At 70.8% G+C, this 21,239-nt stretch carries 20 protein-coding genes; 10 read left to right on the top strand and 10 right to left on the bottom strand.

The window, feature by feature from the left end:
- Positions 1–31 precede the first annotated feature (31 nt).
- Positions 32–1,291 (bottom strand): SWIM zinc finger family protein, encoded by a 1,260-nt coding sequence (locus G6045_RS11960; protein ID WP_165331868.1) that lies wholly within the window; start codon positions 1,289–1,291, stop codon positions 32–34.
- Positions 1,288–4,164, bottom strand: coding sequence for a DEAD/DEAH box helicase (locus G6045_RS11955; RefSeq protein WP_328707735.1), 2,877 nt, complete (start codon positions 4,162–4,164; stop codon positions 1,288–1,290). The genes G6045_RS11960 and G6045_RS11955 overlap by 4 nt, the downstream gene beginning before the upstream one ends.
- Before the next feature lie 267 nt (positions 4,165–4,431).
- Between G6045_RS11955 and G6045_RS11950 the strand changes: the two genes are divergently transcribed.
- Positions 4,432–5,472, top strand: coding sequence for a fatty acid desaturase family protein (locus tag G6045_RS11950; protein WP_165331867.1), 1,041 nt, complete (start codon positions 4,432–4,434; stop codon positions 5,470–5,472).
- Positions 5,473–5,588: 116 nt separating this feature from the next.
- Positions 5,589–5,771, top strand: coding sequence for a hypothetical protein (locus G6045_RS11945; protein WP_165331866.1), 183 nt, complete (start codon positions 5,589–5,591; stop codon positions 5,769–5,771).
- 101 nt (positions 5,772–5,872) lie between these two features.
- Here the strand turns inward: G6045_RS11945 and G6045_RS41405 are convergent, their stop codons facing one another.
- The 3 genes from G6045_RS41405 to G6045_RS11925 all read right to left on the bottom strand — a co-directional run bounded on the left by G6045_RS41405 (position 5,873) and on the right by G6045_RS11925 (position 8,333).
- Entirely contained in the window at positions 5,873–7,144 is a 1,272-nt protein-coding gene (locus G6045_RS41405; RefSeq protein ID WP_235967820.1) for a prolipoprotein diacylglyceryl transferase, read from the bottom strand.
- A gap of 152 nt (positions 7,145–7,296) precedes the next feature.
- Entirely contained in the window at positions 7,297–7,641 is a 345-nt protein-coding gene (locus G6045_RS11930) for a hypothetical protein (protein ID WP_165331865.1), read from the bottom strand.
- Between the two features lie 92 nt (positions 7,642–7,733).
- Complete coding sequence (locus G6045_RS11925; protein ID WP_165331864.1) at positions 7,734–8,333, bottom strand: class I SAM-dependent methyltransferase; 600 nt, start codon at positions 8,331–8,333, stop codon at positions 7,734–7,736.
- Between the two features lie 203 nt (positions 8,334–8,536).
- Between G6045_RS11925 and G6045_RS11920 the strand changes: the two genes are divergently transcribed.
- From G6045_RS11920 to G6045_RS11900, 5 genes are all read left to right on the top strand, one after another.
- Positions 8,537–9,310, top strand: coding sequence for an MHYT domain-containing protein (locus G6045_RS11920; RefSeq protein ID WP_165331863.1), 774 nt, complete (start codon positions 8,537–8,539; stop codon positions 9,308–9,310).
- A 70-nt stretch (positions 9,311–9,380) separates the two neighbouring features.
- The gene (locus tag G6045_RS11915) at positions 9,381–11,990 is read left to right on the top strand and encodes a sensor histidine kinase (protein ID WP_165331862.1); all 2,610 of its coding nucleotides are present in this window, start codon (positions 9,381–9,383) and stop codon (positions 11,988–11,990) included.
- A complete protein-coding gene (locus G6045_RS11910) occupies positions 11,987–12,424 on the top strand; it encodes a roadblock/LC7 domain-containing protein (protein ID WP_165331861.1) in 438 nt (145 codons plus the stop codon). Before G6045_RS11915 ends, G6045_RS11910 begins: the two co-directional genes overlap by 4 nt.
- 15 nt (positions 12,425–12,439) lie before the next feature.
- On the top strand, positions 12,440–12,856 hold the full coding sequence (locus G6045_RS11905; RefSeq protein WP_165331860.1) for a DUF742 domain-containing protein: 417 nt from the start codon (positions 12,440–12,442) through the stop codon (positions 12,854–12,856).
- Entirely contained in the window at positions 12,837–13,442 is a 606-nt protein-coding gene (locus G6045_RS11900) for a GTP-binding protein (RefSeq protein ID WP_165331859.1), read from the top strand. The genes G6045_RS11905 and G6045_RS11900 overlap by 20 nt, the downstream gene beginning before the upstream one ends.
- A 25-nt stretch (positions 13,443–13,467) precedes the next feature.
- On the opposite strand, the gene G6045_RS11895 is transcribed toward G6045_RS11900, so the two are convergent.
- On the bottom strand, positions 13,468–13,896 hold the full coding sequence (locus G6045_RS11895; RefSeq protein WP_165331858.1) for a PPOX class F420-dependent oxidoreductase: 429 nt from the start codon (positions 13,894–13,896) through the stop codon (positions 13,468–13,470).
- A gap of 76 nt (positions 13,897–13,972) precedes the next feature.
- On the opposite strand from G6045_RS11895, the gene G6045_RS11890 reads away from it, so the two are divergent.
- Positions 13,973–14,386, top strand: a complete 414-nt coding sequence (locus G6045_RS11890; RefSeq protein WP_165331857.1) for a roadblock/LC7 domain-containing protein — start codon at positions 13,973–13,975, stop codon at positions 14,384–14,386.
- Between the two features lie 129 nt (positions 14,387–14,515).
- Positions 14,516–15,337 carry a DUF6397 family protein gene (locus tag G6045_RS11885; protein ID WP_165331856.1) on the top strand — a complete coding sequence of 274 codons (822 nt, stop codon included), beginning with the start codon at positions 14,516–14,518 and terminating at the stop codon, positions 15,335–15,337.
- Positions 15,338–15,420: 83 nt separating this feature from the next.
- Here G6045_RS11885 and G6045_RS11880 read toward each other — a convergent pair whose 3' ends face one another.
- Genes G6045_RS11880 through G6045_RS11870 form a run of 3 tightly spaced genes read right to left on the bottom strand, consistent with a single transcriptional unit; the run spans position 15,421 to position 19,469 of the window.
- Positions 15,421–15,933: a tetratricopeptide repeat protein gene (locus G6045_RS11880; RefSeq protein WP_165331855.1), complete on the bottom strand. Its 513-nt coding sequence runs from the start codon at positions 15,931–15,933 to the stop codon at positions 15,421–15,423.
- Positions 15,934–15,967: 34 nt separating this feature from the next.
- Positions 15,968–16,852 (bottom strand): acyl-CoA thioesterase, encoded by an 885-nt coding sequence (locus G6045_RS11875; RefSeq protein ID WP_165331854.1) that lies wholly within the window; start codon positions 16,850–16,852, stop codon positions 15,968–15,970.
- A gap of 43 nt (positions 16,853–16,895) precedes the next feature.
- Complete coding sequence (locus tag G6045_RS11870; protein ID WP_165331853.1) at positions 16,896–19,469, bottom strand: DEAD/DEAH box helicase; 2,574 nt, start codon at positions 19,467–19,469, stop codon at positions 16,896–16,898.
- 106 nt (positions 19,470–19,575) lie between these two features.
- Here G6045_RS11870 and G6045_RS11865 point away from each other — a divergent pair, with 106 nt between their 5' ends.
- Entirely contained in the window at positions 19,576–20,367 is a 792-nt protein-coding gene (locus G6045_RS11865) for a metal-dependent hydrolase (RefSeq protein WP_165331852.1), read from the top strand.
- A 241-nt stretch (positions 20,368–20,608) separates the two neighbouring features.
- Here the strand turns inward: G6045_RS11865 and G6045_RS11860 are convergent, their stop codons facing one another.
- Positions 20,609–20,974, bottom strand: a complete 366-nt coding sequence (locus tag G6045_RS11860) for a hypothetical protein (RefSeq protein ID WP_165331836.1) — start codon at positions 20,972–20,974, stop codon at positions 20,609–20,611.
- Between the last annotated feature and the right edge of the window lie 265 nt (positions 20,975–21,239).

The raw sequence follows: 21,239 nt of genomic DNA, 5'->3' as shown, positions 1-21,239 counted from the left end.
ACCCACCGCCCGCCACTCCCCATGCATGCCCCTACGCGATCTGCTCGCCGCCCACCAGAGCAGCCCACGCTGCCGCCGGATCCTGCGCCGCCGGACCGGCCGGAGCCCAGCGGCCGTGCTCCTTGCGATACGGCCACCAGCGGCCGTCGCGTCCGTAGCGCAGTTGCGCCGGGGCGTCGGCGAGGGACCAGCGGTTGCGGGAGGCCTTGAGCCGCGGGCGTTCGTCCTCCTCCCAGGCCGCGTCGAGCGCGGCCCGGGCGCGCACCGCCTCGTCCGCGTCCGGCGTCCACTCGTTCTCCAGGACATCGAGTGCCGCCTCGCCGCCGAACTCCCAGGCCTGTACGGCCAGTTCGAGAGCGTCGCGGCTTCGCCCGGTGCCTTCGGCGAGGCGTGCGCGGACCTGGGCGGGTGCGCCGATGGCCAGACGTACCGCGTCCTGGCTCTCCTCCAGCGGCGTGGGGAAGGGGCGGCCGGACAGCGCCGCGGTGAGCACCTGGTGGGCCCGAACCGTGGCGCTGCGCGCCAGGAACTCCACGGACAGGACGTCGAGTCCGGGCGCGGGCGCCGTCTCGGTGTCGAGCGCGGGCGGCTGCCCCGGCGCCTCGGGCAGGTCCGGGAGTGCGGGCAGCGGCGGCAGGATCGCCCCCATCGCGTACGCCTCCTCGGCCCGAACACCCTGCGCGGGCACCGGCACGTCGCTCTCCTGAGGAGCCGCCGAGGCCTGCGCGACGCTGCGCGCCTGCAGCTCGTCCAGCAGCGCGCGCTCGCCACGGCCGCGCATCAGGAGCAGGACGAACGGGTCCTGGTCGAGCAGCCGCGCCATCTGATAGCTGAGCGCGGCCGTGTGACCGCAGTGGTCCCAGGCCTCGCAGGTGCACTCGGGTTCCAAGTCACCGATGCCCGGGAGCAGTTCGATTCCGGCGGCGGCCGCGTCCTCGACCAGGAGCGGCGGCATCTCGCGGTCGAGCAGCGCCGCGATGTGCCCGGAGCTCTCCACCGCCATGTCGAGGAAACGGTCCCACGCCTCCTCGGAAAGCTGCTGAAGGAGGACGTCGGACCGGAAGGCCGCCCGGCTCTTGTCCTGAACCACCGCGGTGATCCTGCCCGGCCGCACGGACACCGCACCGACCGCACCGGCCCGGGCGAGCCTGCGGCCCGCCTTGGTCTGCTGGTTGTCCAGGGCGGTGTCCTCCAGGGCCTTGAGCCAGGCCTGTCCCCACCAGGTCACGGCGAAGCCGCGTCCGTGGGCCGGCGGGAGAGCCTCGAAGGTGCGCTCGTCACTGGTGCTCATCGGGCATCTCCTCGCAGCTGGACCAGCTCGGCCAGTTCGGCATCGGTGAGTTCGGTCAGGGCTGCCTCGCCGGAGCCGAGCACGGAGTCGGCGAGATCCTGCTTGCGTTCCAGGAGTGCGGCGATCCGGTCCTCGATGGTGCCTTCGGCGATCAGGCGGTGCACCTGTACGGGACGGGTCTGGCCGATCCGGTACGCGCGGTCGGTGGCCTGGGCCTCGACCGCCGGGTTCCACCAGCGGTCGTAGTGCACGACATGCTCGGCGCGCGTCAGGTTCAGACCGGTGCCCGCCGCCTTCAACGACAGCAGGAACACCGGGACTTCACCGTCCTGGAACCGGCCCACCATGGCCTCGCGCTCGGCCACGGGCGTCCCGCCGTGCAGGAACTGGGTGCGCACACCCCGTACCGCCAGATGCTTTTCGATCAGGCGGGCCATCTGCACGTACTGCGTGAAGACCAGGACGCTCGCGTCCTCGGCGAGGATCGTGTCGAGCAGCTCGTCGAGGAGTTCGAGCTTCCCGGAACGCCCGGTGATCGTGGGCCGTTCCTCCTTGAGGTACTGCGCCGGGTGGTTGCAGATCTGCTTGAGCCCGGTGAGCAGCTTGACGATCATGCCGCGGCGTTCCATCCCGTCCGCCTCCGAGATGGCGGCGAGGGTCTCGCGCACCACGGCCTCGTAGAGGCCGGTCTGCTCGGTGGTGAGCGAAACGGCGCGGTCCGTCTCGGTCTTGGGCGGCAGTTCGGGCGCGATGCCTGGATCGGACTTGCGGCGGCGGAGCAGGAAGGGGCGGACCAGTTTGGCGAGCCGTTCGGCCGCCGCCGGGTCCTGTCCGCTCTCCACGGCCTGCGCATAGCGGCTGCGGAAGGTGCCGAGCCGGCCGAGCAGGCCCGGGGTCGTCCAGTCGAGGATGGCCCACAGCTCGGACAGATTGTTCTCGACCGGCGTGCCGGTGAGCGCGACCCGCGCCTGCGCGGGCAGGGTGCGCAGTTGCTTGGCGGTGGCGGAGTACGGGTTCTTCACATGCTGGGCCTCGTCGGCCACGACCATGCCCCAGGTGCGGGCCGCGAGCGTTGCGGAGTCCAGGCGCATCGTCCCGTACGTGGTGAGCACGAACTCGCCCTCGGCCAGCTCGTCGAGACTGCGGGCCTGGCCGTGGAAGCGCCGTACGGGTGTGCCGGGCGCGAACTTCTCGATCTCGCGCTGCCAGTTGCCCATCAGGGAGGTCGGGCAGACGACCAGCGTCGGGCCGCGCGTCCCTTCCGTCTGCTGCCGGTGCAGATGCAGCGAGATGAGGGTGATGGTCTTGCCGAGACCCATGTCGTCGGCGAGACAGCCGCCGAGCCCGAGCTCGGTCATCGTCGCGAGCCAGCCGAGTCCGCGCAGCTGGTAGTCGCGCAACGTCGCGGTGAGCGCGGCCGGTTGAGCCACATCGGTGGTGGCATCGGGGTCGGCCAGACGGTCGCGCAGGGCGGCCAGCCAGCCGCTCGCGGTCACCTCGACACGGCGCCCGTCGACCTCGGTGGACCCGGTGAGCACCGCGCCGAGGGCATCGACCGGGGTGACCTTGCGGTCCTCGTGGGCGCGGGCGCGGCGGGCTTCCTCCGGGTCGATCAGGACCCATTGGTCGCGCAGCCGGATCAGCGGCCGGTGTGCTTCGGCGAGCGCGTCGAGCTCGGCGCGGGTCAGCTCCTGGTCGCCCAGCGCGAAGCGCCAGTTGAACGCGAGCAGCGCGTCGGGCGCGAGCATCGACGGGGCGCCGTCGGTGGACTGCCCGTCATCCGGCGGTCCGACCACGGCACGCGCGGTCAGCTTGCGGGCGAGCTCGCGCGGCCAGTGCACCTCGACACCGGCGCCGGCGAGGGTGCGCGAGGCCTCACCGAGCAGCTCGGCGATCTCCTCGTCGGCGAGCTCGACGGCGTCGGGTACGGCGGCCGTCAGGAGCGGGGTCAACGGCGCCCAGGCGCGGGCCGCCCGGCGCAGCGCGAGCAGTGCGTCCAGCCGGCTGCGCGGCCCGAACGCCCCCGCGGCGGCGCCCGATGAGGCCCAGACGTCGGCGGCGTCCGCGACGGCGGTCGGGTTGGCGGCGCTGTGCATCTGCAGTACGGCACGGAAGCGGGCGGCGCCGTCATGGAGCCCGGGCACCTCGGTCTCCTGGAGCCCGGGAACCTCGATTTCCTGAAGCCCTGGCACCTCGATCCGCAGGGACAGGCGCACCCCGGCGTCATGGCCCGCGGCCACATCCGCCGCCCAGTCGCGCTGCTCCGGCAGCTGCTGCGGCTCGTCCACGGCATAGGCCGGCCGGCCCGCGGCCAGGTGGGCGGCGGGGGAGCGCGGCAGAGTGTCGGCCACGGCGTCCAGGAACTGCCGTACGAGCAACTCCGGCTCGGGCAGCAGGAGTCCATCGTCCGACGGCAGCGGCGCGGCATGGGCCCCCGGCGGCATCGCGGCGGCCAGCTCGCGCACCAGCTCCAGGTCCTCGGCCGTCAAGGGTCCGGCCCGCCAGGCGTCCTCGTCCTGCGCCGTGAGACCGGGCAACAGCAAGCCCCGGGCGGTCAGTTGGAGCGCGAACAGCGTGGCCGCGCCCCAGAACGCCGCCGCGGGATGCGCCGCGTCCTCGACGCGCGCACGGGCCAGGGCGGGCAGCGCCTCGCGTACGGTCAGGACGCGTGCGGGGACCTGGACCCGCTCCGTGCCACCCTCGTCGCCGGGCAGCGCGACGGTCAGCTCGTCGGCCGCGCCGTCGGGGGCGTCGCCGTCCTCGCTCCAGAACGCGAACCGGCTGGTGCGGGCAGGTGTGGCGGGCAGGAACACCACGGCGCAACGGGTGAGTTGAAGCAGTTCGGCAGCGGTGAGCGGGACGAGCCTGTGCACAGCGATGGCTGATTCCTCAAGTTTGACTAGAGACCGAGCGGCCGAGGGTACCTGAAGCCCGGCCCGTATCAGAGGCTCGGAGGCGTGACGCCCCTCACAATCGATGCCCGAGGTGACGCTGAGTCCACCTGGGGCTGGTGGTGGCCCCAGGTCCGCCGGAGGCCACCACCCCTGCGTACACGGGTGGTGGCGCCATGGTCGCCACGGGTAGCCAAAACCTACGTTTAAGCAGGTCAGACCGATCGTAGAAGAGACCGGAGACCTCCCATGACGACCGCCGCACCCGTACGAGAGCGCCTCGCCGCCGCACCCCGCGGCAGTGAGTTCGCGCCACTCCTGCGCACCGTCAAAGGGCAGGGTCTCCTGGAGCGCCGCACCGGCTGGTACGCCCGCAGCATCGCCGTCAACACCCTGGCGCTCGCCTCCGTGGTCACCGCCATGGTGCTCGTCGGCAACTCCTGGTGGACGCTGCTGCTCGCGCTGCCCCTCGCCCTGTTCTCGGCGCGCACCTCGTTCATCGGCCACGACGCGGGTCATGCCCAGATCGCCGACAAGCGCCAGGTCAACCGCGTGCTCGGCCTGATCCACGCCAACCTGCTCGTCGGCACCAGCGCCGCCTGGTGGAACGACAAGCACAACCGCCACCACGCCAATCCCAACCATGTCGACAAGGACCCGGACGTGGCACCCGACGTCCTGGTCTTCTCCGGCGAGCATGTCGCGGGCCGCACCGGGTTCAAGGCCTGGCTCACCCGCCACCAGGCGTGGCTGTTCTTCCCGCTGTGCCTGCTCGAAGGCATCAACCTCAAGATCCAGGGCATCAAGGACCTGCGCCGCCAGTCCCCGCGCGAACGCACCGTGGAGGGTCTGCTCCTGCTCGTCCACCTCGTCGCGTACGCGACCCTGCTCCTGACCGTCCTGACGCCCGGCAAGGCGCTCCTGTTCGCCTTCCTGCACCAGGCGTTCTTCGGTCTGCACCTGGGCCTGGCCTTCGCGCCCAACCACAAGGGCATGCCGATGCCCGACAGCACCACCGAACGCTGGGGCCATCTGCACCGCCAGGTGCTCACCTCGCGCAATATCCGCGGCGGCCCCGTCACGGACTGGCTGCTCGGCGGCCTCAATTACCAGATCGAGCACCACCTGTTCCCCAACATGCCGCGTCCGAACCTGCGCCTGGCCCAGCCCCTGGTGCGCGCCCACTGCCGCGACCTGGGCATCCCGTACGCGGAGACCGGCGCCGTCGACTCGTACCGCCAGGCACTGGGGCATCTGCGGGAGGTCGGTGAGCCCTTGCGCGTCGAGTAGGGGACTTCTCCGGGACGGACCTCAGGGTCGCGTCAGGGTCCAGACTGGAACCAGGGCGGCGGCGGGCCCGTTCTTCCTTGCAGAGAGCGGCTGCAGCCGCGAAGGAGGCGACACTGATGTCCAGGAACGCGAAAATCGCCGCGGGTGGTGTGGCGGCCGGGATCATCCTGATGATCTGGCTGCCCTGGTGGGCAGCGCTGCTGATCATCCTCGGGGTGCCGACGGCGGCTTATCTGACCCTCGACGAATCACAGCGGCGCCGGCTGCGGCGGGTGTCACGCAAGGAGCTGGGGCGCTGAGCGCTGCTTTCTCGATACGGATACGGGGCGCGGGCTGTCGAGGTCCGCGCCCTCGGCCGTGTGTGAGGGGCTCGGGGGCGTCTGACCGCTGAGGTGGCGGCTCAGGACGGGCGTACCGCCATCTTGTCCAAGGCCTCGAGCAGCCCCGGGAGTTCGGGCCCCCGGCCCACCGGCAGCACCTCGCCGGGCTCCTCGTCGAGCAGGACGAAGGCGATGTCGTCGGTACGGGCCACCATCGACCAGCCGGGGCCGTCGGCCCGCAGGGTCCGCGCCTCGCCCGTGGCGAAGGCGGAGCGCACACGGCCGAGCGGCGGGGGAGTGTCGATGTAGGCACGCACCTCGGCGAGGACACGGCGGATGGCACTGCCGGCGGCGGCGGTCTCAGGTCCGGGTTCGGCGGGATCGGGCTGGTCGGCGGTGCCCTCGGGGGCCGTGCCGGGCTGGTCGGCGGTGCCCTCGGGGGCCGTATCGGGCCGGCCGGTGGTGCCCTCGGGTGCGTTGGCTCGGTCCGGCGTGTCAGCCGTGTCAGCCGCGTCCGGAGCCGCGTTGTCGTCGGCGGCCTGGCTGTCCGCGGTGTCCGAAGCAGCGGTCTCTTCAGTGGTCTCCGCGTCGTCCGCGGAATCGTTTGTGCTGTCGGCCCGGTCGTTCGGGGCATCCGTCCCGTCGGCGTCCGCAGCGCCCTCAGAGTCGGCGTCGGTGTCGGCGGCAGCGTCGGCGCCGGCATCGGACACCGCCCCCTCGGTCTCCGCCGCCCCGCTGCCTTCGACGTCCTTAGACGCCTCCGGTCTCTCCGACCCCTCGGCAGTCCCGCGCTCGGCGGTCGAGTCGGAACCCACCTCCGACTCGGTCCCCTCCCCGCCCACCGCGAACGCGTCGTCATCGATCTGCGCCCGCCATCTCGCCCACTGCAGCGCGATCTCATCCGCGCCGAGCCGCCGTTGAGCCGGCCCCCAGGTGGTGGTGTCCGGCGGCGAGAGGACCAGGCCGTACGGATCGTCGGGGTCGGGCTCCGGGTCGTGCGGCGCGGGGATGCCGGGCGCCGCCACGGCCACCGCGAGCGGCCAGCCGGGCAGCGCGCTGACCACCGTGCTGTCGTCCGGCGACAGTTCGTACTCCATGCCGCAGTCCCAGGAGGCGATGGCGACCGCCACCAGGGACACATCGTCGGTCACCACGGTCCAGCGGGCACCCGTCGAGTCCTGTCCGAGCACGAGGCCGTACCCGTCGACGATCGGCACAAGGCCCAGCGCCGCACAGGCCTCCGGGTAGTCGTCACCGAGCACGCTCGGGAACTTCGCGGGTGTCAGCAGCACCGCGGTCAGCACATACAGCGCGTCGTCGTCGACGGCGACGTCCGCGTCGCTCCCGGCCATGGCAGTGCCCTCCCCTTTCGCAAACTTCGTCGGCGCACCCTAACCAGTCGGTAACCGACTAGTCGAGGTCTGGGCGACCTTGAACCGCACGGACGTGCGCGTTGAACCGCCCGGACGTGCGCGGACGCGCCGACGTGGAGGGAGCGGGCAGGTCAGACGGCCGGCAGACCGAGCAGGGTACGGGCCACGTCGCGGGGCGACTCGTCGCGCTCGCGGGCCAGTGCGATCACGGCGCGGCAGGCGAGCTCGTTGATGCCGAAATACAGAGCCTCGGGCTGGACCCAGCCGGCCGCTTCGTCCTGCTGTTCCTGGTCGTCGTCGATGGACGCGGTCACATAGGCGGCCGCCGCCTCGAAGATGTTGTGCGTCCGGTGTTCCGAGCCGGCCGCCTGCCGCGGCACGCCCGTGGTGGACGGCGGCTCCGTCTCGCCCGGCTCACGGCCGTCCGGCTGGAACAGCCTGCCGATTCTGCGCAGCACCGGATGACGCTCCGACATCAGCGATCACCTTCCCCCTGTACGGCTCGGCCCCGCTTCAGGTCGGTTCCGCGGGCCGATCTTCCAAGTGTGCCGTATCCAGAAGCAGTTGCTCAGACCTCTCGTACGGCCAGAGCGAGAAACTGTACGTCCTCGTCCACGTACGAGATCATCCGCCAACCCGAACCGGCGAGCAGCGGCCGCAGGTTGGGCTCGGCCCGCAGGTCGTCGGGGGTGACCTGGCGGCCGTGACGTGCGGCGAGGGCCCTGCGGCCGATGGGGTGGAAGAGCGCGAGGCGGCCACCGGGACGTACCACCCGGGCCAACTCGCGCAGATTCACGGCAGGTTCGGGCAGATGCGAGATCAGGCCCGCGCCGAACACCGCGTCCAGTGCGCCGTCGCGCAGCGGAAGCCGTGCGACATCGGCGAGCAGCAGCCCGCCGTCCGCGTCCCGTCCGGCCCGCAGCGCCTCCCGCAGCATGGCGGGGGTCAGGTCGGCGCCGAGCACGGTGCCCTCGGGCCCGACCGCCGCGCGCAGTACGGGAAGGGCTCGTCCGGTGCCGCAGCCCGCGTCGAGGACCTTGTCCCCGTGCCGCAGCCCGATCGCGGCGACCCCTTGTGCGTACGCGGGACCGTCGTCGGGAAAGCGGGAGTCCCAGTCGGCCGCGCGGGCGGCGAAGAACTCCTGTACGTCCCTGGGCTCGTTGCTCATACGGTCCATGATCCCTCACCCGGGGGCGGGATGGCCCGAACCGCTCGAACTTCCGCACGGAACGGATTCAGCTTCCGTACGTCCGTGCGGTGCGCATGTTCGAGCGCGTCACGATCGTTCTTGCACATCTCTCTGTCATATTCAGCCACCTTTCGAAGTGCGCCCCCTCTTCACGCCTCCTCCACGACTAGCGTCCCGGAGGCATGGGACACCTGGACCACGCCGCCTTCGGCTGGCTTACACCCGCACTGTCGTATGTGATGGCCTGCATCGGCGCCGCACTCGGACTGCGCTGCACCGTGCGCGCCCTCACGGCCACCGGAAGGTCGCGGCGCAACTGGCTCATCACCGGCGCCTCCGCGATCGGCACCGGCATCTGGACGATGCACTTCGTGGCGATGTTCGGCTTCAGCGTCACCGGCACGGAGATCCGCTACAACGTGCCGCTGACCGTCGTCAGCCTCGTCGTCGCCATGGCCGTCGTCGGGGTGGGTGTCTTCGCCGTCGGCTACAGCAAGAACAAGGGCCGAGCGCTCTTCCTCGGCGGCCTGACCACGGGAGTCGGGGTGGCGAGCATGCACTACCTCGGCATGGCCGCACTCCGGCTGCACGGCGAGGTGCACTACGACCCCGCCATGGTCGGCCTCTCCGTCCTCATCGCGGTGGCCGCCGCGACGGCCGCCCTGTGGGCGGCGCTCAACATCAAGGCGCCCGTCGCCGTGGCCGTCGCCTCCCTGGTGATGGGAGCCGCGGTCACGAGCATGCACTACACCGGCATGATGGCCGTCAGCGTCGACGTCACGCCCGGAACCGCCGAACTGTCCGGGGCCACGACCATGCAGTTCATCTTCCCCCTGGCCGTTGGCCTCGGCTCCTATCTGTTCCTCACCTCAGCCTTTGTCGCGCTCTCCCCGACCGCCACCGAGCGCGAGGCCTCCGCCTCGGCCCAGCGGCCGCTGGAGAGCGCCCTTCCCTAGCGGTGCGGCCGGGTCGCCCGCCGACCGGCCCGGCTGCACCGCACCGCCCCTGATCCAGAGCGAGGAGGCCATGCGTACATCCCGCAACACCCCAGGCTCCCCGGCCCGTACCGGCACCGACGGGACGACCGCGCCCCCGGCGCGCGGCCGCCGCGCCCACGCGGGACCGCCCGCCGACGAACAGCCTGACCAAGGCCCCACGGCACAGGCCGACATACCCGAGCCGCCCGAGCGCGGCCCCATCTGGCAGCTGCGACCACGGCGGGTCAGAGCGAAGATCGTCTGCCTCCTCATGGTCCCGGTCGTCTCGCTGATCGCCCTGTGGGCGTACGCCACCGTGACCACGGCCCAGGACGTCAGCCGGCTCAGCCAGCTGCAGCGCGTCGACGAGCAGGTCCGTACCCCCGTGGCCGCCGCCGTCGCCGAGCTCCAGGACGAGCGCGCCGCCGCCGTCGCCTACGCGGCCCGCCCGGACACCTCGCGGGCGGACGAACTCCGCAGTCAGGCCGAGCAGACGGACAAGGCGCTGGACAAGCTCCGCCTCGGCAAGGACCACACCGTCGCCGACGGCGCGGACTTCCCCTCGGGCGTCGCCGAGCGGCTCGGCGTCTTCGTGGACGGCGCGGACGAGCTCGCCGGTCTGCGCACCAACATCCTTGACCGGCGCACGGGTTGGGACGAGGCGTACGACACGTACACGGAGACCATCGGGAAGGCGTTCACCGTCGGCGGTGCGCTGACCGGCGTCCAGGATGCCGAAGTCGGATCCGACGCACGCGTGGTCCTCGAGTTCTCCCGGGCCGGCGAGATGCTCGCCCGCGAAGACGCGCTGCTCTCCACCGCCCAACTGGCCAAGACCCTCGAAGGCGGGCGTCTGCAGAGCTTCATCGGCTCCGTCGAGACGCGCCGTACCCTCCTCGGGTCCACCGTCCAGGATCTGCGCGGCGAGGAACGTTCCGCCTGGCGCGAGCTGGAGAAGAGCAGCGCCTACGCGGACGTGCTCGCGGTCGAGGACAAGGTCCTGGCCGCGGCCCCCGGCCGCAAGGCGGCCGACGCCATCGACGCGGGCGTCTGGGACAAGGCCCACGCGGAGGTCCAGGACGAGCTCCGCGGGATCGAGACCGACGCCGGACAGCGCGCCGCCGACCGCGCCGACCCGTTCGCCCGAGGAATCCTTACTCCTGCCGGCGCCGCGGTGCTGCTCGGACTCCTCGCCGTATCGGCCTCGTTGGTGATTTCGGTACGGATCGGCCGTGCCCTGGTCGTCGAGCTGGTCAGTCTGCGCAACACGGCCCTGGAGATCGCCCGCCGTAAACTCCCCAGCGCCATGCGCCGGTTGAGGGCCGGCGAAGAGATCGACATCCACGCCGAGGCACCGCCGGGGCCGCCCGCCGAGGACGAGATCGGACAGGTCTCCGAATCCCTCGGCACCGTGCACCGCGCCGCACTCAGCGCGGCCATCGAGCGCGCCGAACTCGCCAGCGGCATCTCGGGCGTCTTCGTGAACCTCGCCCGCCGCAGCCAGGTCCTGGTCCACCGCCAGCTCAACCTGCTCGACTCCATGGAACGACGGGCCGAGGACCCCAACGAGCTGAGCGACCTGTTCCGGCTCGACCACCTCACCACCCGCATGCGGCGCCACGCGGAGAGCCTGATCATCCTCTCCGGAGCCGCCCCCGGGCGTGCCTGGCGCATGCCGGTCTCGCTCACCAACGTCGTACGGGCCGCGGTGTCCGAAGTCGAGGACTACGCGCGCGTCGAGGTGCGGCAGCTGCCCGAGAGCGCCGTCGTCGGCGCCGCGGTCGCCGACCTCACCCATCTGCTCGCCGAACTCGTCGAGAACGCCGCCTCGTTCAGCCCCCCGCACACCAAGGTGCGGGTCAACGGCGAGCCCGTCGGCAACGGCTACGCGCTCGAAGTCGAGGACCGCGGACTCGGCATGGGCAAGGAGCGCCTCGCCGAGGCCAACCGCAGGATCGAACAGTCCGAAGCACTCGACCTGTTCGACAGCGACCGGCTCGGCCTGTTCGTGGTGAGCCGCCTCGCGGCCCGCCACGGCATCAAGGTGCATCTGCGGACCTCGCCGTACGGAGGCACCACCGCCGTCATCCTGCTGCCCACCGCGCTGCTGCAGGACTCCCTGCCCAAGGGCGGCAAACGACCCGTATCCGAAGAGATCGAACCCGCCGCCGAGCACGCACGCGTGCCGGGCGCCGGACCCCTGCGCGAGGTCGGTGCGGCCGGACCGATGCCCGGCCCGCGGCCCGCCCTCGCGGCCATGCCCGAGGCACCCGCCCCGCGCGGAGTGACCACCCTGCGGCTGCACACGCGCAACGGCGAGGAGCGGACGCCGCAGCGCGAGACCGTACCGGCCGAACCGTCGCCGAACGGCGACACCACGGCCGACCTTCCGCGCCGGGTGCGCCAGGCGAGCCTCGCGCCCCAGCTGCGCGAGGAACCCGCCGCCGAGGCACCCGAACCACCCGCCCAGGCGCAGAGCACCGACGAACGCACCCCGGAGCAGGTGAGGGACCGGATGACCGCCTACCGCGAGGGCTGGACCAGAGGAGGAGGGGGCCGCTCCGCAGGCCGCAGGTCCGAGAGCACACCCGACTTCACACCGGGCACCACCGGCGAAAGCCGCACGCCGGGCAGCAACAGCGAAGGAGACCACGCATGATCCAGGACCCGAGAACCGGCACCGCGCCGCGCTCCGGCGAACTCGACTGGCTCCTGGACGACCTCGTCCTGCGCGTCGGCGAGGTGCGCCATGCCGTGGTCCTCTCCAACGACGGGCTGGCGGTGGGCTCTTCGAGCGCCCTGCGCCGCGAGGACGCCGAACATCTGGCGGCCGTGGCCTCCGGATTCCACAGCCTGGCCAAGGGAGCGGGCCGGCACTTCGGAGTCGGCTCAGTGCGCCAGACCATGGTCGAGATGGACGACGGCTTCCTGTTCGTGGCCGCTGCCGGCGACGGTTCGTGCCTCGCCGTCATGTCCACCGCCACCGCGGACATCGGTCTCATCGCGTACGAGATGGCCCGTCTGGTGAAGCGGGTCGGCGAACACCTCTACACGCCGCCGCGGTTCGCCGTACAGCCGCCGGCCGCGGGCTGAGCGGGGGCGGTCGCCATGAGGAAACTACGGGGCGACACCGAGCCACCCGAACCCGGGGCCCAGTGGTACGACGCCGAAGCGGGACCGCTGGTCCGCCCGTACGCCATGACCGGCGGACGCACCAGCCCCGGCCCGAGCGGGGTGCGCTTCGATCTGATCGCACTGGTCAGCCTGGACACCGCGGCGCCCGAGCTCGGCGACGACACCGCGCTCGGCCCGGAACACCGCGCACTGATCGAACTGTGCCGCACCGAAACCCAGTCGGTCGCCGAACTGGCCGCGGACGCCGACCTCCCGGTCGGTGTCGTCCGCGTCCTCCTGGGCGACCTGCTCGAACTGGGCGTCGTCAGGGTGACCCGTCCGGTGCCGCCCGCCCAGCTACCCGACGAAAAGATCCTGAGAGAAGTGATCGATGGCCTCCGAGCACTCTGAAGGCGCCGGCGCCGATACCACCGCGCTGGCGCTGAAGATCCTGGTCGCGGGGGGATTCGGGGTGGGCAAGACCACCCTGGTCGGTGCCGTCAGCGAGATACGTCCGCTGCGCACCGAGGAACAGCTCAGCGAACTCGGCGAGTCCGTCGACGACTTGGGGGCCGTCAACCAGAAGACGACCACGACCGTGGCCATGGACTTCGGCCGCATCACCATCCGCAGCGGCCTTTCCCTCTACCTGTTCGGCACGCCGGGCCAGGACCGCTTCTGGTTCCTGTGGGACGAGCTCTCGCAGGGCGCGCTCGGTGCCGTCGTCCTCGCGGACACCCGCCGGCTCGAGGACTGCTTCCCCGCGGTGGACTACTTCGAGCACCGCCGCATCCCCTTCGTGGTGGCCGTGAACTGCTTCGCGGGGGCGCGTTCCTACGGTGCTCAGGACGTCTCCCGCGCCCTCGACCTCGACCGGGGCACACCGGTCGTGCTGTGCGACGCCCGTGACCGTGACTCGGGGAAGGAGGTCCTGATCCGCCTCGTCGAGTACGCCGGGCGGATGCATACCGCCCGGCTGCTCGACTCGGTGGGGTGAGCGCTGTGTCCTGGTCGAACCGGTCCTAGTCCGATACGGCGCCCTGGGCGAGCACCTTCGTGATCTTCACGCGTACGAGGAGCTCGCCCGGGACGCCGTTACGGGCGCCGAACTCCTCGGCCCTGTCCTCGCCCATGTACCGCGCGGCGATCCGGGTGGCCCAGTGCCGCACCTCGTCGAGCTCCTCGCTGATCTGCGCCTCACCCTGGATCACGGCGAACGCGAACGGCGGCCGGTCGTCGTCCACACACAGCGCCACCCGCCCGTCGCGGGCCAGATTGCGGCCCTTGACGGTCTCCTTGCCGGTGTTGAACATCAGGTCGTCCCCGTCGAGCACGAACCAGATCGGCGCGATGTGCGGCGAGCCGTCGGCCCGGACGGTGGAGAGCTTCCCGGTGCGCGTGCCCTGCGAAACGAAGGCGCGCCACTGTTCGTCGGTCATCTTCTGTGCCATATCCCCATCATCGCTTGCCGCTGCGTCATCTCTGGGGAAGGCTTGCGGCGAACTGCACTAGGGGGAGGGGCTCGTTATGACAGAGGGCACGGGACTGGGATGGCTGCTGGACGACTTGACCAAGCGGGTCGACCATGTGCGGCACGGACTGGTGCTGTCGAACGACGGCCTGGTCACCGGGACGAGCAGCGGACTGGTCCGCGAGGACGCCGAGCATCTGGCGGCTGTCTCCTCCGGACTGCACAGCCTGGCCAAGGGCTCAGGGCGGCACTTCGGCTCCGGCAATGTGCGTCAGACCTTGATCGAGTTCGACGATGCCGTGCTGTACGTGATGGCCGCGGGTGAGGGCAGCTGTCTGTGCGTCCTCAGCTCCGCGGAGGCGGACATCGGCCAGGTCGCGTACGAGATGACCCTGCTCGTGAACCGGGTCGGCGAGCACCTGGGAGTGGAGGCCCGACAGCCGAGCCGGACCCCTGCGGCAGATCTCTGAGGTCTTCCCCGAACGTGGTGTGACCTGCGGGTTTCAGAGTTATCCACAGGCTCGCACGGCCGCTCGCCGATCGGGCTACCTTCTTCACCGAGAGTAACGAGACCATTCGCGCTCACGGGGGAGACCATCATGACCGTCATCGACACAACTGCCGTGCTCTACCCGCCGGTTGCCGCCTCGGCGCCGCAACCCGCCCTCTACGAAGAGACCTTCCCGGGCCACCTGGCCGCCAGGGAACTGCTGCTCACGCGCGGGGAGTTCGAGCTCGCGGTGCTGCGCGGACTCGTCACCACCGTCCCCGCGCCGGATGGCGGGCCACGCCATGTCACCAGGGGAGAGCTGGACCGGCTGCAGACGAGCGAAGGCTTTTCCGTCACACTGAGCAACCGGGTCCGACTGGCCGGCACGGCTGAGGCCGCCGACCTGCTCGGAATCGCCAAGGACCGCTTCTCGCGTATCGCCAGGGCGGGGTCGCTCGCCCCCGCCAGATTCCAGCTGAACCGCTACCGCTCGGTGGTCTGGCTCTATTTCGCCGATGAGGTACGGGAGTTCGGCGCCGCCCACCCGGAGCTGCTCGTCGGCCGCGCGCCCGAGGCCATGAGCCGCAGGCTGCGCGGCGGCGAGGATCTGCGGCCGGCGAGCTGGCGGGACCGTATGCACCAGCATCTGCTCGGCCTCGCACAGGGCCCCTGGGAGCGGGCCGCGGTCACCGCCTCGTTCCTCGACCCGGCCGATGTGGCCGACGTGGTGGCCGACCCGCACGACCGCGCCCTCCTCAACCGGCTCCGCCACGAGCCGGCTTCGGTCCGCCCCGGCGCCGTGCCGTTACCGGGCGAGCTGCTCGCGGAACACATGATGTGCGCCGGGGTGCCGGAGGAGATCCACGGATACCGGGTGCTCCTCGCGCTGGCGGTCGCTGTGGCGAGGGACGAGGTGAGGATGGGGGGCTGAGGGCTGGGCGTCTGAGGGCTGGGCGTCTGAGGAGTCGTGCTCAGGGCTGGGCGTTTCCAGGAGTGGTGCCAGGACCGAGCCGCTCAGAAAGTGGCGTCGAGATCCTTGGCGTACTCCTCGAAGGCGGGACGGTACCTGGCGATCTGCGGATCGTCGGAGGTGGCGGCGAGGAGAGTGAGGAGGATCTCCATCCCTTCCTTGCCGCGCCCGCTGTTGTGGAGCGCCATCGCGAGGAAGGCGCGCAGCGCGGTGTCCTCGGGGAACTCCGCACAGGCCGCCTCCAGCGTGGCCACCGACTCCGGGTAGCGGCCGAGGGCGCGGTACGTGGACCCGAGCCCGAGCAGCGCACCGGACCGCTCCTCGGGGGCGAGGCCGGACGTCGAGGTGGCCGTGACGTAGTACGGCACGGCCTCGGCCTCGAGCCCGAGCGCGTCGTGCACCCAGGCGGTCTGGTACGCGACTTCGACGTCCTGCGGGAACCGCTCGGCAAGCGCGACGAGAATCTCGCGCGCCTCCGCACGGCGCCCCGCCTCACGCAACTGGACGGCGGTCGAAAGCTGTTGGTCGCGGTCGGCGGGACCCTGTTCGGTGCTCATGACGTGCACCGTACAGGGCCCTCCACCGTCGCGATCAAGCCCCCGGCTTGGGCGCCCAGGTGCGGAACAGCCCCTCCTGCACCACCGATACGAGCAGCCGGCCCTCGCGGTCGTAGATCCGGCCGCGGGCAAGGCCGCGGCCGCCCGTCGCGATCGGGGACTCCTGGTCGTACAGGAACCACTCGTCCGTACGGAACGGGCGGTGGAACCACATCGCGTGGTCGAGGGAGGCCATGTCGAAACCGCGCCGCCCCCACAGCGGCTCGACCGGAATACGCACCGCATCGAGGAGGGTCATGTCACTCGCGTACGTCAGCGCGCACGTGTGCACCAGCGGATCGTCGCCCAGCGGCCCGACCGCCCGCATCCACACCGCGCTGCGCGGCTCGGCTCCCTGGACCTCGTCGGCCGACCAGCGCAGCCGGTCGACATACCGGATGTCGAAGGGCTGGCGACGCGCCATCCGCTCCAACTGCTCGGGCAGCGCACCCAGATGCTCACGGATCTCGTCGGCGACGCTCGGCAGCGTCTCCGGGTCCGGCGCGTCCAGGCGCGGCGGCAGCTGGTGCTCGAACGGGCCCTCCTCCGGCTGGTGGAAGGACGCGGTGAGGTTGAAGATCGTGCGGCCCTGCTGGACGGCGGTCACCCGGCGCGTGGTGAAGGAGCGCCCGTCGCGCACCCGCTCCACCTGGTACACGATCGGCACCCCGGGACGGCCCGGGCGCAGGAAGTACGCGTGCAGCGAGTGCACCGGACGGTCCCCGTCCGTGGTGCGGCCGGCGGCGACCAGGGCCTGGCCCGCCACCTGCCCGCCGAAGACCCGCTGCAGGGACTCGTCGGGGCTCACGCCGCGGAAGATGTTGACCTCGATCTGCTCCAGGTCGAGCAGATCGACGAGACGTTCGGCGGGGTTGGTCATCGGTGGTGTTCTCCGGTGGGTACAAAAGGGTCTGCGTCAGGGGTCACAGCTGGCCGACATCCGTGACCCGGACGACCGCGAGGCCCTCCGCGTCGGACGCCGTGAGGTCGACCTCGGCGCTGATGCCCCAGTCATGGTCGCCGTTCGGGTCGGCGAAGGTCTGCCGGACGCGCCAGAGCCCGTCCTCGGGACGCTCCTCGATCTGCAGCAGCTTCGGACCGCGCGCGTCGGGTCCGGTGCCGAGCTCGTCGTACTCGTCCCAGTACTTGTCCATCGCCTCGCCCCACGCGTCCGCGTCCCAGCCGGCCTCCGTGTCCAGTTCGCCGAGGGCGGCGACGTTGTCGAGCGCGGCGAGTTCGACGCGGCGGAACATCGCGTTGCGGACGAGGACACGGAAGGCCCGCGCGTTGTGCGTGACGGGCTTGACCTGGTCGGCCTTCTCCTGCGCCTCCTCGGCGGTCATCACCTCGGGGTTGGCGAGCTGCTCCCACTCGTCGAGCAGGCTGGAGTCGACCTGGCGCACCATCTCGCCGAGCCAGGCGATCAGGTCCTCGAGGTCCTCGGACTTCAGGTCGTCCGGGATCGTGTGCTCAAGGGCCTTGTAGGCGCTGGCGAGGTAGCGCAGCACGATGCCTTCGGTGCGGGCCAGCTCGTACCAGGAGGTGAATTCCGTGAAGGTCAGGGCGCGTTCGTACATGTCGCGGATGACCGACTTGGGGGAGACCGGGTGGTCGGCCACCCAGGGGTGCGACTTCTTGTAGAGGTTGTACGCGTGCCACAGGAGCTCTTCCAGCGGCTTCGGGTACGAGATGTCCTGGAGCCGCTCCATGCGCTCCTCATACTCGACGCCGTCCGCCTTCATCTGGCCGACCGCCTCGCCGCGTGCCTTGTTCGTCATGGCGGCGAGGATCTGGCGCGGGTCGTCGAGGGTCGACTCGACGACGGAGACCATGTCGAGCGCGTACGAAGGCGACTCCGGCTCCAGGAGGTCGAACGCGGCCAGCGCGAAGGTCGACAGCGGCTGGTTGAGGGCGAAGTCCTGCTGGAGGTCGACGGTGAGCCGGATGGTGCGGCCCTCGGCGTCGGGTGTGTCCAGCTGCTCCACCACGCCGCCGTCGAGGAGCGAACGGTAGATCGCGATGGCACGGCGGATGTGCCGCAACTGCGCCTTGCGGGGCTCGTGGTTGTCCTCGAGGAGGTGCCGCATCGCCTTGAAGGCGTCGCCCGGCCGTGCGATGACCGAGAGCAGCATGATGTTGGTGACGCGGAAGCGGGAGGTCAGCGGCTCCGGCTCAGAGGCGATCAGCTTCTCGAAGGTGGTGTCCGACCAGGCGACGAAGCCCTCCGGGGCCTTCTTGCGGACGACCTTGCGGCGCTTCTTCGGGTCGTCGCCGGCCTTGGAGAGAGCCTTCTCGTTCTCGATGACGTGCTCGGGCGCCTGTGCCACCACGAAGCCCGCGGTGTCGAAGCCCGCACGTCCGGCGCGACCCGCGATCTGGTGGAACTCACGGGCCCGCAGGGTGCGCACCCGCGTGCCGTCGTACTTGGTGAGGGCCGTGAACAGCACCGTGCGGATGGGCACGTTGACACCGACGCCGAGGGTGTCCGTACCGCAGATGACCTTCAGCAGACCGGCCTGCGCGAGCTTTTCGACCAGACGCCGGTACTTGGGCAGCATGCCGGCGTGGTGCACACCGATGCCGTGCCGTACGTAACGCGAGAGATTGCGGCCGAACTTGGTGGTGAAGCGGAAGCTGCCGATCAACTCGGCGATCTGGTCCTTCTCCTCGCGCGTGCACATGTTGATGCTCATCAGCGACTGTGCACGCTCGACGGCCTGCGCCTGCGTGAAGTGCACGATGTAGACGGGCGCCTGCTTGGTCTCCAGGAGCTCGGTGAGCGTCTCGGTGATCGGCGTGAGCCGGTACTCGTAGGAGAGCGGCACCGGCCGGGTCGCCGAGCTGACCACGGACGTGGGCCGGCCCGTACGGCGCGTGAGGTCCTTCTCGAACATCGAGACATCGCCGAGCGTCGCCGACATCAGGATGAACTGCGCCTGCGGCAGCTCGAGGATCGGGATCTGCCAGGCCCAGCCGCGGTCGGCCTCGGCGTAGAAGTGGAACTCGTCCATGACGACCTGGCCGACATCCGCGTTCTTGCCGTCGCGCAGCGCGATGGAGGCGAGCACCTCGGCGGTGCAGCAGATGACGGGGGCGTCGGCGTTGACGGACGCGTCGCCCGTCAGCATGCCGACGTTCTCCGTCCCGAAGATCTTGCACAGCTCGAAGAACTTCTCCGAGACCAGCGCCTTGATCGGAGCGGTGTAGAAGGTGACCTCGTCGCGCGCGAGCGCGGCGAAGTGCGCCGCCGCCGCGATCATGGACTTGCCGGACCCGGTCGGCGTGGAAACGATCACGTTCGCCCCGGACACGACCTCGATCAGCGCCTCCTCCTGGTGGGGATAGAGGGTGATGCCGCGTTCCTGGGCCCAGCCTTCGAAGGCTTCGTAGAGGGCATCGGGGTCGGCTTCCGGCGGCAGCTGATCGATAAGGGTCACGCCCCCATCTTGCCTGCCCGGTCCTCCGTAAGGGGAATCGGCCGTCCGTACGAAGATCATGACCGCTACGCTGTGCAGCCGACCGGGGCACCGATCACCGCAACCGCGGGCGCTCCCCTGGCGTCAACTGGGCATACGTACAACAGAAATGGGGCGGGTAGCGGCCATGATGGGTCCGGCACACTCACTGTCCGGCGCGGCGGCGTGGCTGGGGGTGGGCGCGGCGGCGGCAGCGATGGACCATGCGATGCCCTGGCCGGTCCTGCTCGTCGGCGCGCTGATCTGCGCGGGCGCGGCGCTCGCCCCCGACCTCGACCACAAGTCGGCGACGATCTCCCGAGCCTTCGGACCGCTCTCCAAGGCGCTCTGCGGCATCGTCGACAAGATCTCGTACGGGGTCTACAAGGCCACGAAGTCCCGCGCCGACGCGCGTCGCACCGGAGGTCACCGCACCCTGACCCACACCTGGCTGTGGGCGGTCATGATCGGTGTCGGCTTCTCGGCCCTCGCGGTCCTCGGCGGCCGCTGGGCGGTACTCGGCATCCTCTTCGTCCACCTGGTGCTCGCCGTGGAAGGGCTGCTGTGGAAGGCGGCCCGGATGTCCAGCGACGTTCTGGTCTGGCTGCTCGGCGCGACCAGCGCCTGGATCCTCGCGGGTGTCCTGGACCAGCCGGGCAACGGAGCGGACTGGCTGTTCACCGCCGACGGCCAGGAGTACCTGTGGCTGGGCCTGCCGGTCCTGCTCGGTGCGGTCGTCCACACCATCGGCGACGCGCTCACGGTCTCGGGCTGCCCGATGTTCTGGCCCCTCCCCATCGCCGGCAAGCGCTGGTACGCCGTGGGCCCCCCGAAGCTGATGCGCTTCCGCGCGGGCAGCTGGGTGGAGCTGAAGCTGCTGATGCCGGCGTTCATGCTGCTCGGCGGGGTGGGCGGAGCGGCGGCGCTGGGGTACATCTGACCTGTCGGCCCCGCCGGCGCTTGAGGCGATCTTTCAGCCCCTGCGTGCCCTGTCAGTGAAGACTGCCCGCCCATCGGGCGGATTTGTGGCCCTCGAGGAGGGTGTCGATCGAGCGCGCCGTGGTCTGTACGCGATCGACTCGCACCGCCGCCAGTACTTCAAGTGGCAAGACGATCCGCAGAACCGCCGGTTGGGCCCGGCATCCCCGGGGGTGTGCGGCACGCACGCCGCACACCAACGGTTACAGCAGACCCACCTTCAGCGACACGTCGGTGCTTACCAAGTTCGGGTTGTCGCGAAGGTAGATGTACTTGCCTGGGGCGGTCTCGATGTAGCCGTTCTCGATCTCCTGGGGCGTGGCGCACAGCCCGCCACAGTCCGCGCCTCCGTTCGCCGGGACGCATTCGTCTCGTGGGTCGTCGACGCAGGTCTTGCCCTCAGGGCACGAAAATCCGGCGAACCCGCCGCACATCTTGTCCTCGCCCTTCTGCTTCGCACACGTGTTGGCCGGGCCGGGTGCGGGCGCCGCGAACGCGGCGGGGGCACCGAGGCTGAGGGTGGACAGAGCGAGGAGCGCGCCGATCACAGCGGTACGCAGCTGGTTCATCCGATTCTCCTTTGGGGCGACAAGCCGATCGGGGAATCGGTACCAACCCAACATGCTTGGCTGGCGGGCGCTGGGCGGGATCCGCTCGTTTGTGTATCGGCCACATGGCTTTCACGTCTGCCCTGGTGGCGGGCCTGGGCCTCGATGAGCGTGGCGTTCGCCTGGGCGATGGTGTCGCCGCGCAGGAAGTTCTGGTCGACGAGATCAGCAGAGGTTCACACATGGGTTCTGAGCAGATCCGAACGAAGTTCGGATGCGGGGTCTG

This window comes from Streptomyces mesophilus (genome assembly GCF_011044995.1).
Lineage (GTDB): Bacteria > Actinomycetota > Actinomycetes > Streptomycetales > Streptomycetaceae > Streptomyces > Streptomyces mesophilus.
Note: the sequence above shows the minus strand (reverse complement) of the source record. Positions and strands in the feature narration are given on the sequence as shown.

Excerpts from the sequence above, each read along its gene's own strand:
- G6045_RS11960 (WP_165331868.1), bottom strand. The coding sequence starts at position 1,291 with ATGAGCACCAGTGACGAGCGCACCTTCGAGGCTCTCCCGCCGGCCCAC.
- G6045_RS11950 (WP_165331867.1), top strand. The coding sequence starts at position 4,432 with ATGACGACCGCCGCACCCGTACGAGAGCGCCTCGCCGCCGCACCCCGC.
- G6045_RS11945 (WP_165331866.1), top strand. The coding sequence starts at position 5,589 with ATGTCCAGGAACGCGAAAATCGCCGCGGGTGGTGTGGCGGCCGGGATC.
- G6045_RS41405 (WP_235967820.1), bottom strand. The coding sequence starts at position 7,144 with ATGGCCGGGAGCGACGCGGACGTCGCCGTCGACGACGACGCGCTGTAT.
- G6045_RS11930 (WP_165331865.1), bottom strand. The coding sequence starts at position 7,641 with ATGTCGGAGCGTCATCCGGTGCTGCGCAGAATCGGCAGGCTGTTCCAG.
- G6045_RS11925 (WP_165331864.1), bottom strand. The coding sequence starts at position 8,333 with ATGAGCAACGAGCCCAGGGACGTACAGGAGTTCTTCGCCGCCCGCGCG.
- G6045_RS11920 (WP_165331863.1), top strand. The coding sequence starts at position 8,537 with ATGGGACACCTGGACCACGCCGCCTTCGGCTGGCTTACACCCGCACTG.
- G6045_RS11915 (WP_165331862.1), top strand. The coding sequence starts at position 9,381 with ATGCGTACATCCCGCAACACCCCAGGCTCCCCGGCCCGTACCGGCACC.
- G6045_RS11910 (WP_165331861.1), top strand. The coding sequence starts at position 11,987 with ATGATCCAGGACCCGAGAACCGGCACCGCGCCGCGCTCCGGCGAACTC.
- G6045_RS11905 (WP_165331860.1), top strand. The coding sequence starts at position 12,440 with ATGAGGAAACTACGGGGCGACACCGAGCCACCCGAACCCGGGGCCCAG.
- G6045_RS11900 (WP_165331859.1), top strand. The coding sequence starts at position 12,837 with ATGGCCTCCGAGCACTCTGAAGGCGCCGGCGCCGATACCACCGCGCTG.
- G6045_RS11895 (WP_165331858.1), bottom strand. The coding sequence starts at position 13,896 with ATGGCACAGAAGATGACCGACGAACAGTGGCGCGCCTTCGTTTCGCAG.
- G6045_RS11890 (WP_165331857.1), top strand. The coding sequence starts at position 13,973 with ATGACAGAGGGCACGGGACTGGGATGGCTGCTGGACGACTTGACCAAG.
- G6045_RS11885 (WP_165331856.1), top strand. The coding sequence starts at position 14,516 with ATGACCGTCATCGACACAACTGCCGTGCTCTACCCGCCGGTTGCCGCC.
- G6045_RS11880 (WP_165331855.1), bottom strand. The coding sequence starts at position 15,933 with ATGAGCACCGAACAGGGTCCCGCCGACCGCGACCAACAGCTTTCGACC.
- G6045_RS11875 (WP_165331854.1), bottom strand. The coding sequence starts at position 16,852 with ATGACCAACCCCGCCGAACGTCTCGTCGATCTGCTCGACCTGGAGCAG.
- G6045_RS11870 (WP_165331853.1), bottom strand. The coding sequence starts at position 19,469 with ATGATCTTCGTACGGACGGCCGATTCCCCTTACGGAGGACCGGGCAGG.
- G6045_RS11865 (WP_165331852.1), top strand. The coding sequence starts at position 19,576 with ATGATGGGTCCGGCACACTCACTGTCCGGCGCGGCGGCGTGGCTGGGG.
- G6045_RS11860 (WP_165331836.1), bottom strand. The coding sequence starts at position 20,974 with ATGAACCAGCTGCGTACCGCTGTGATCGGCGCGCTCCTCGCTCTGTCC.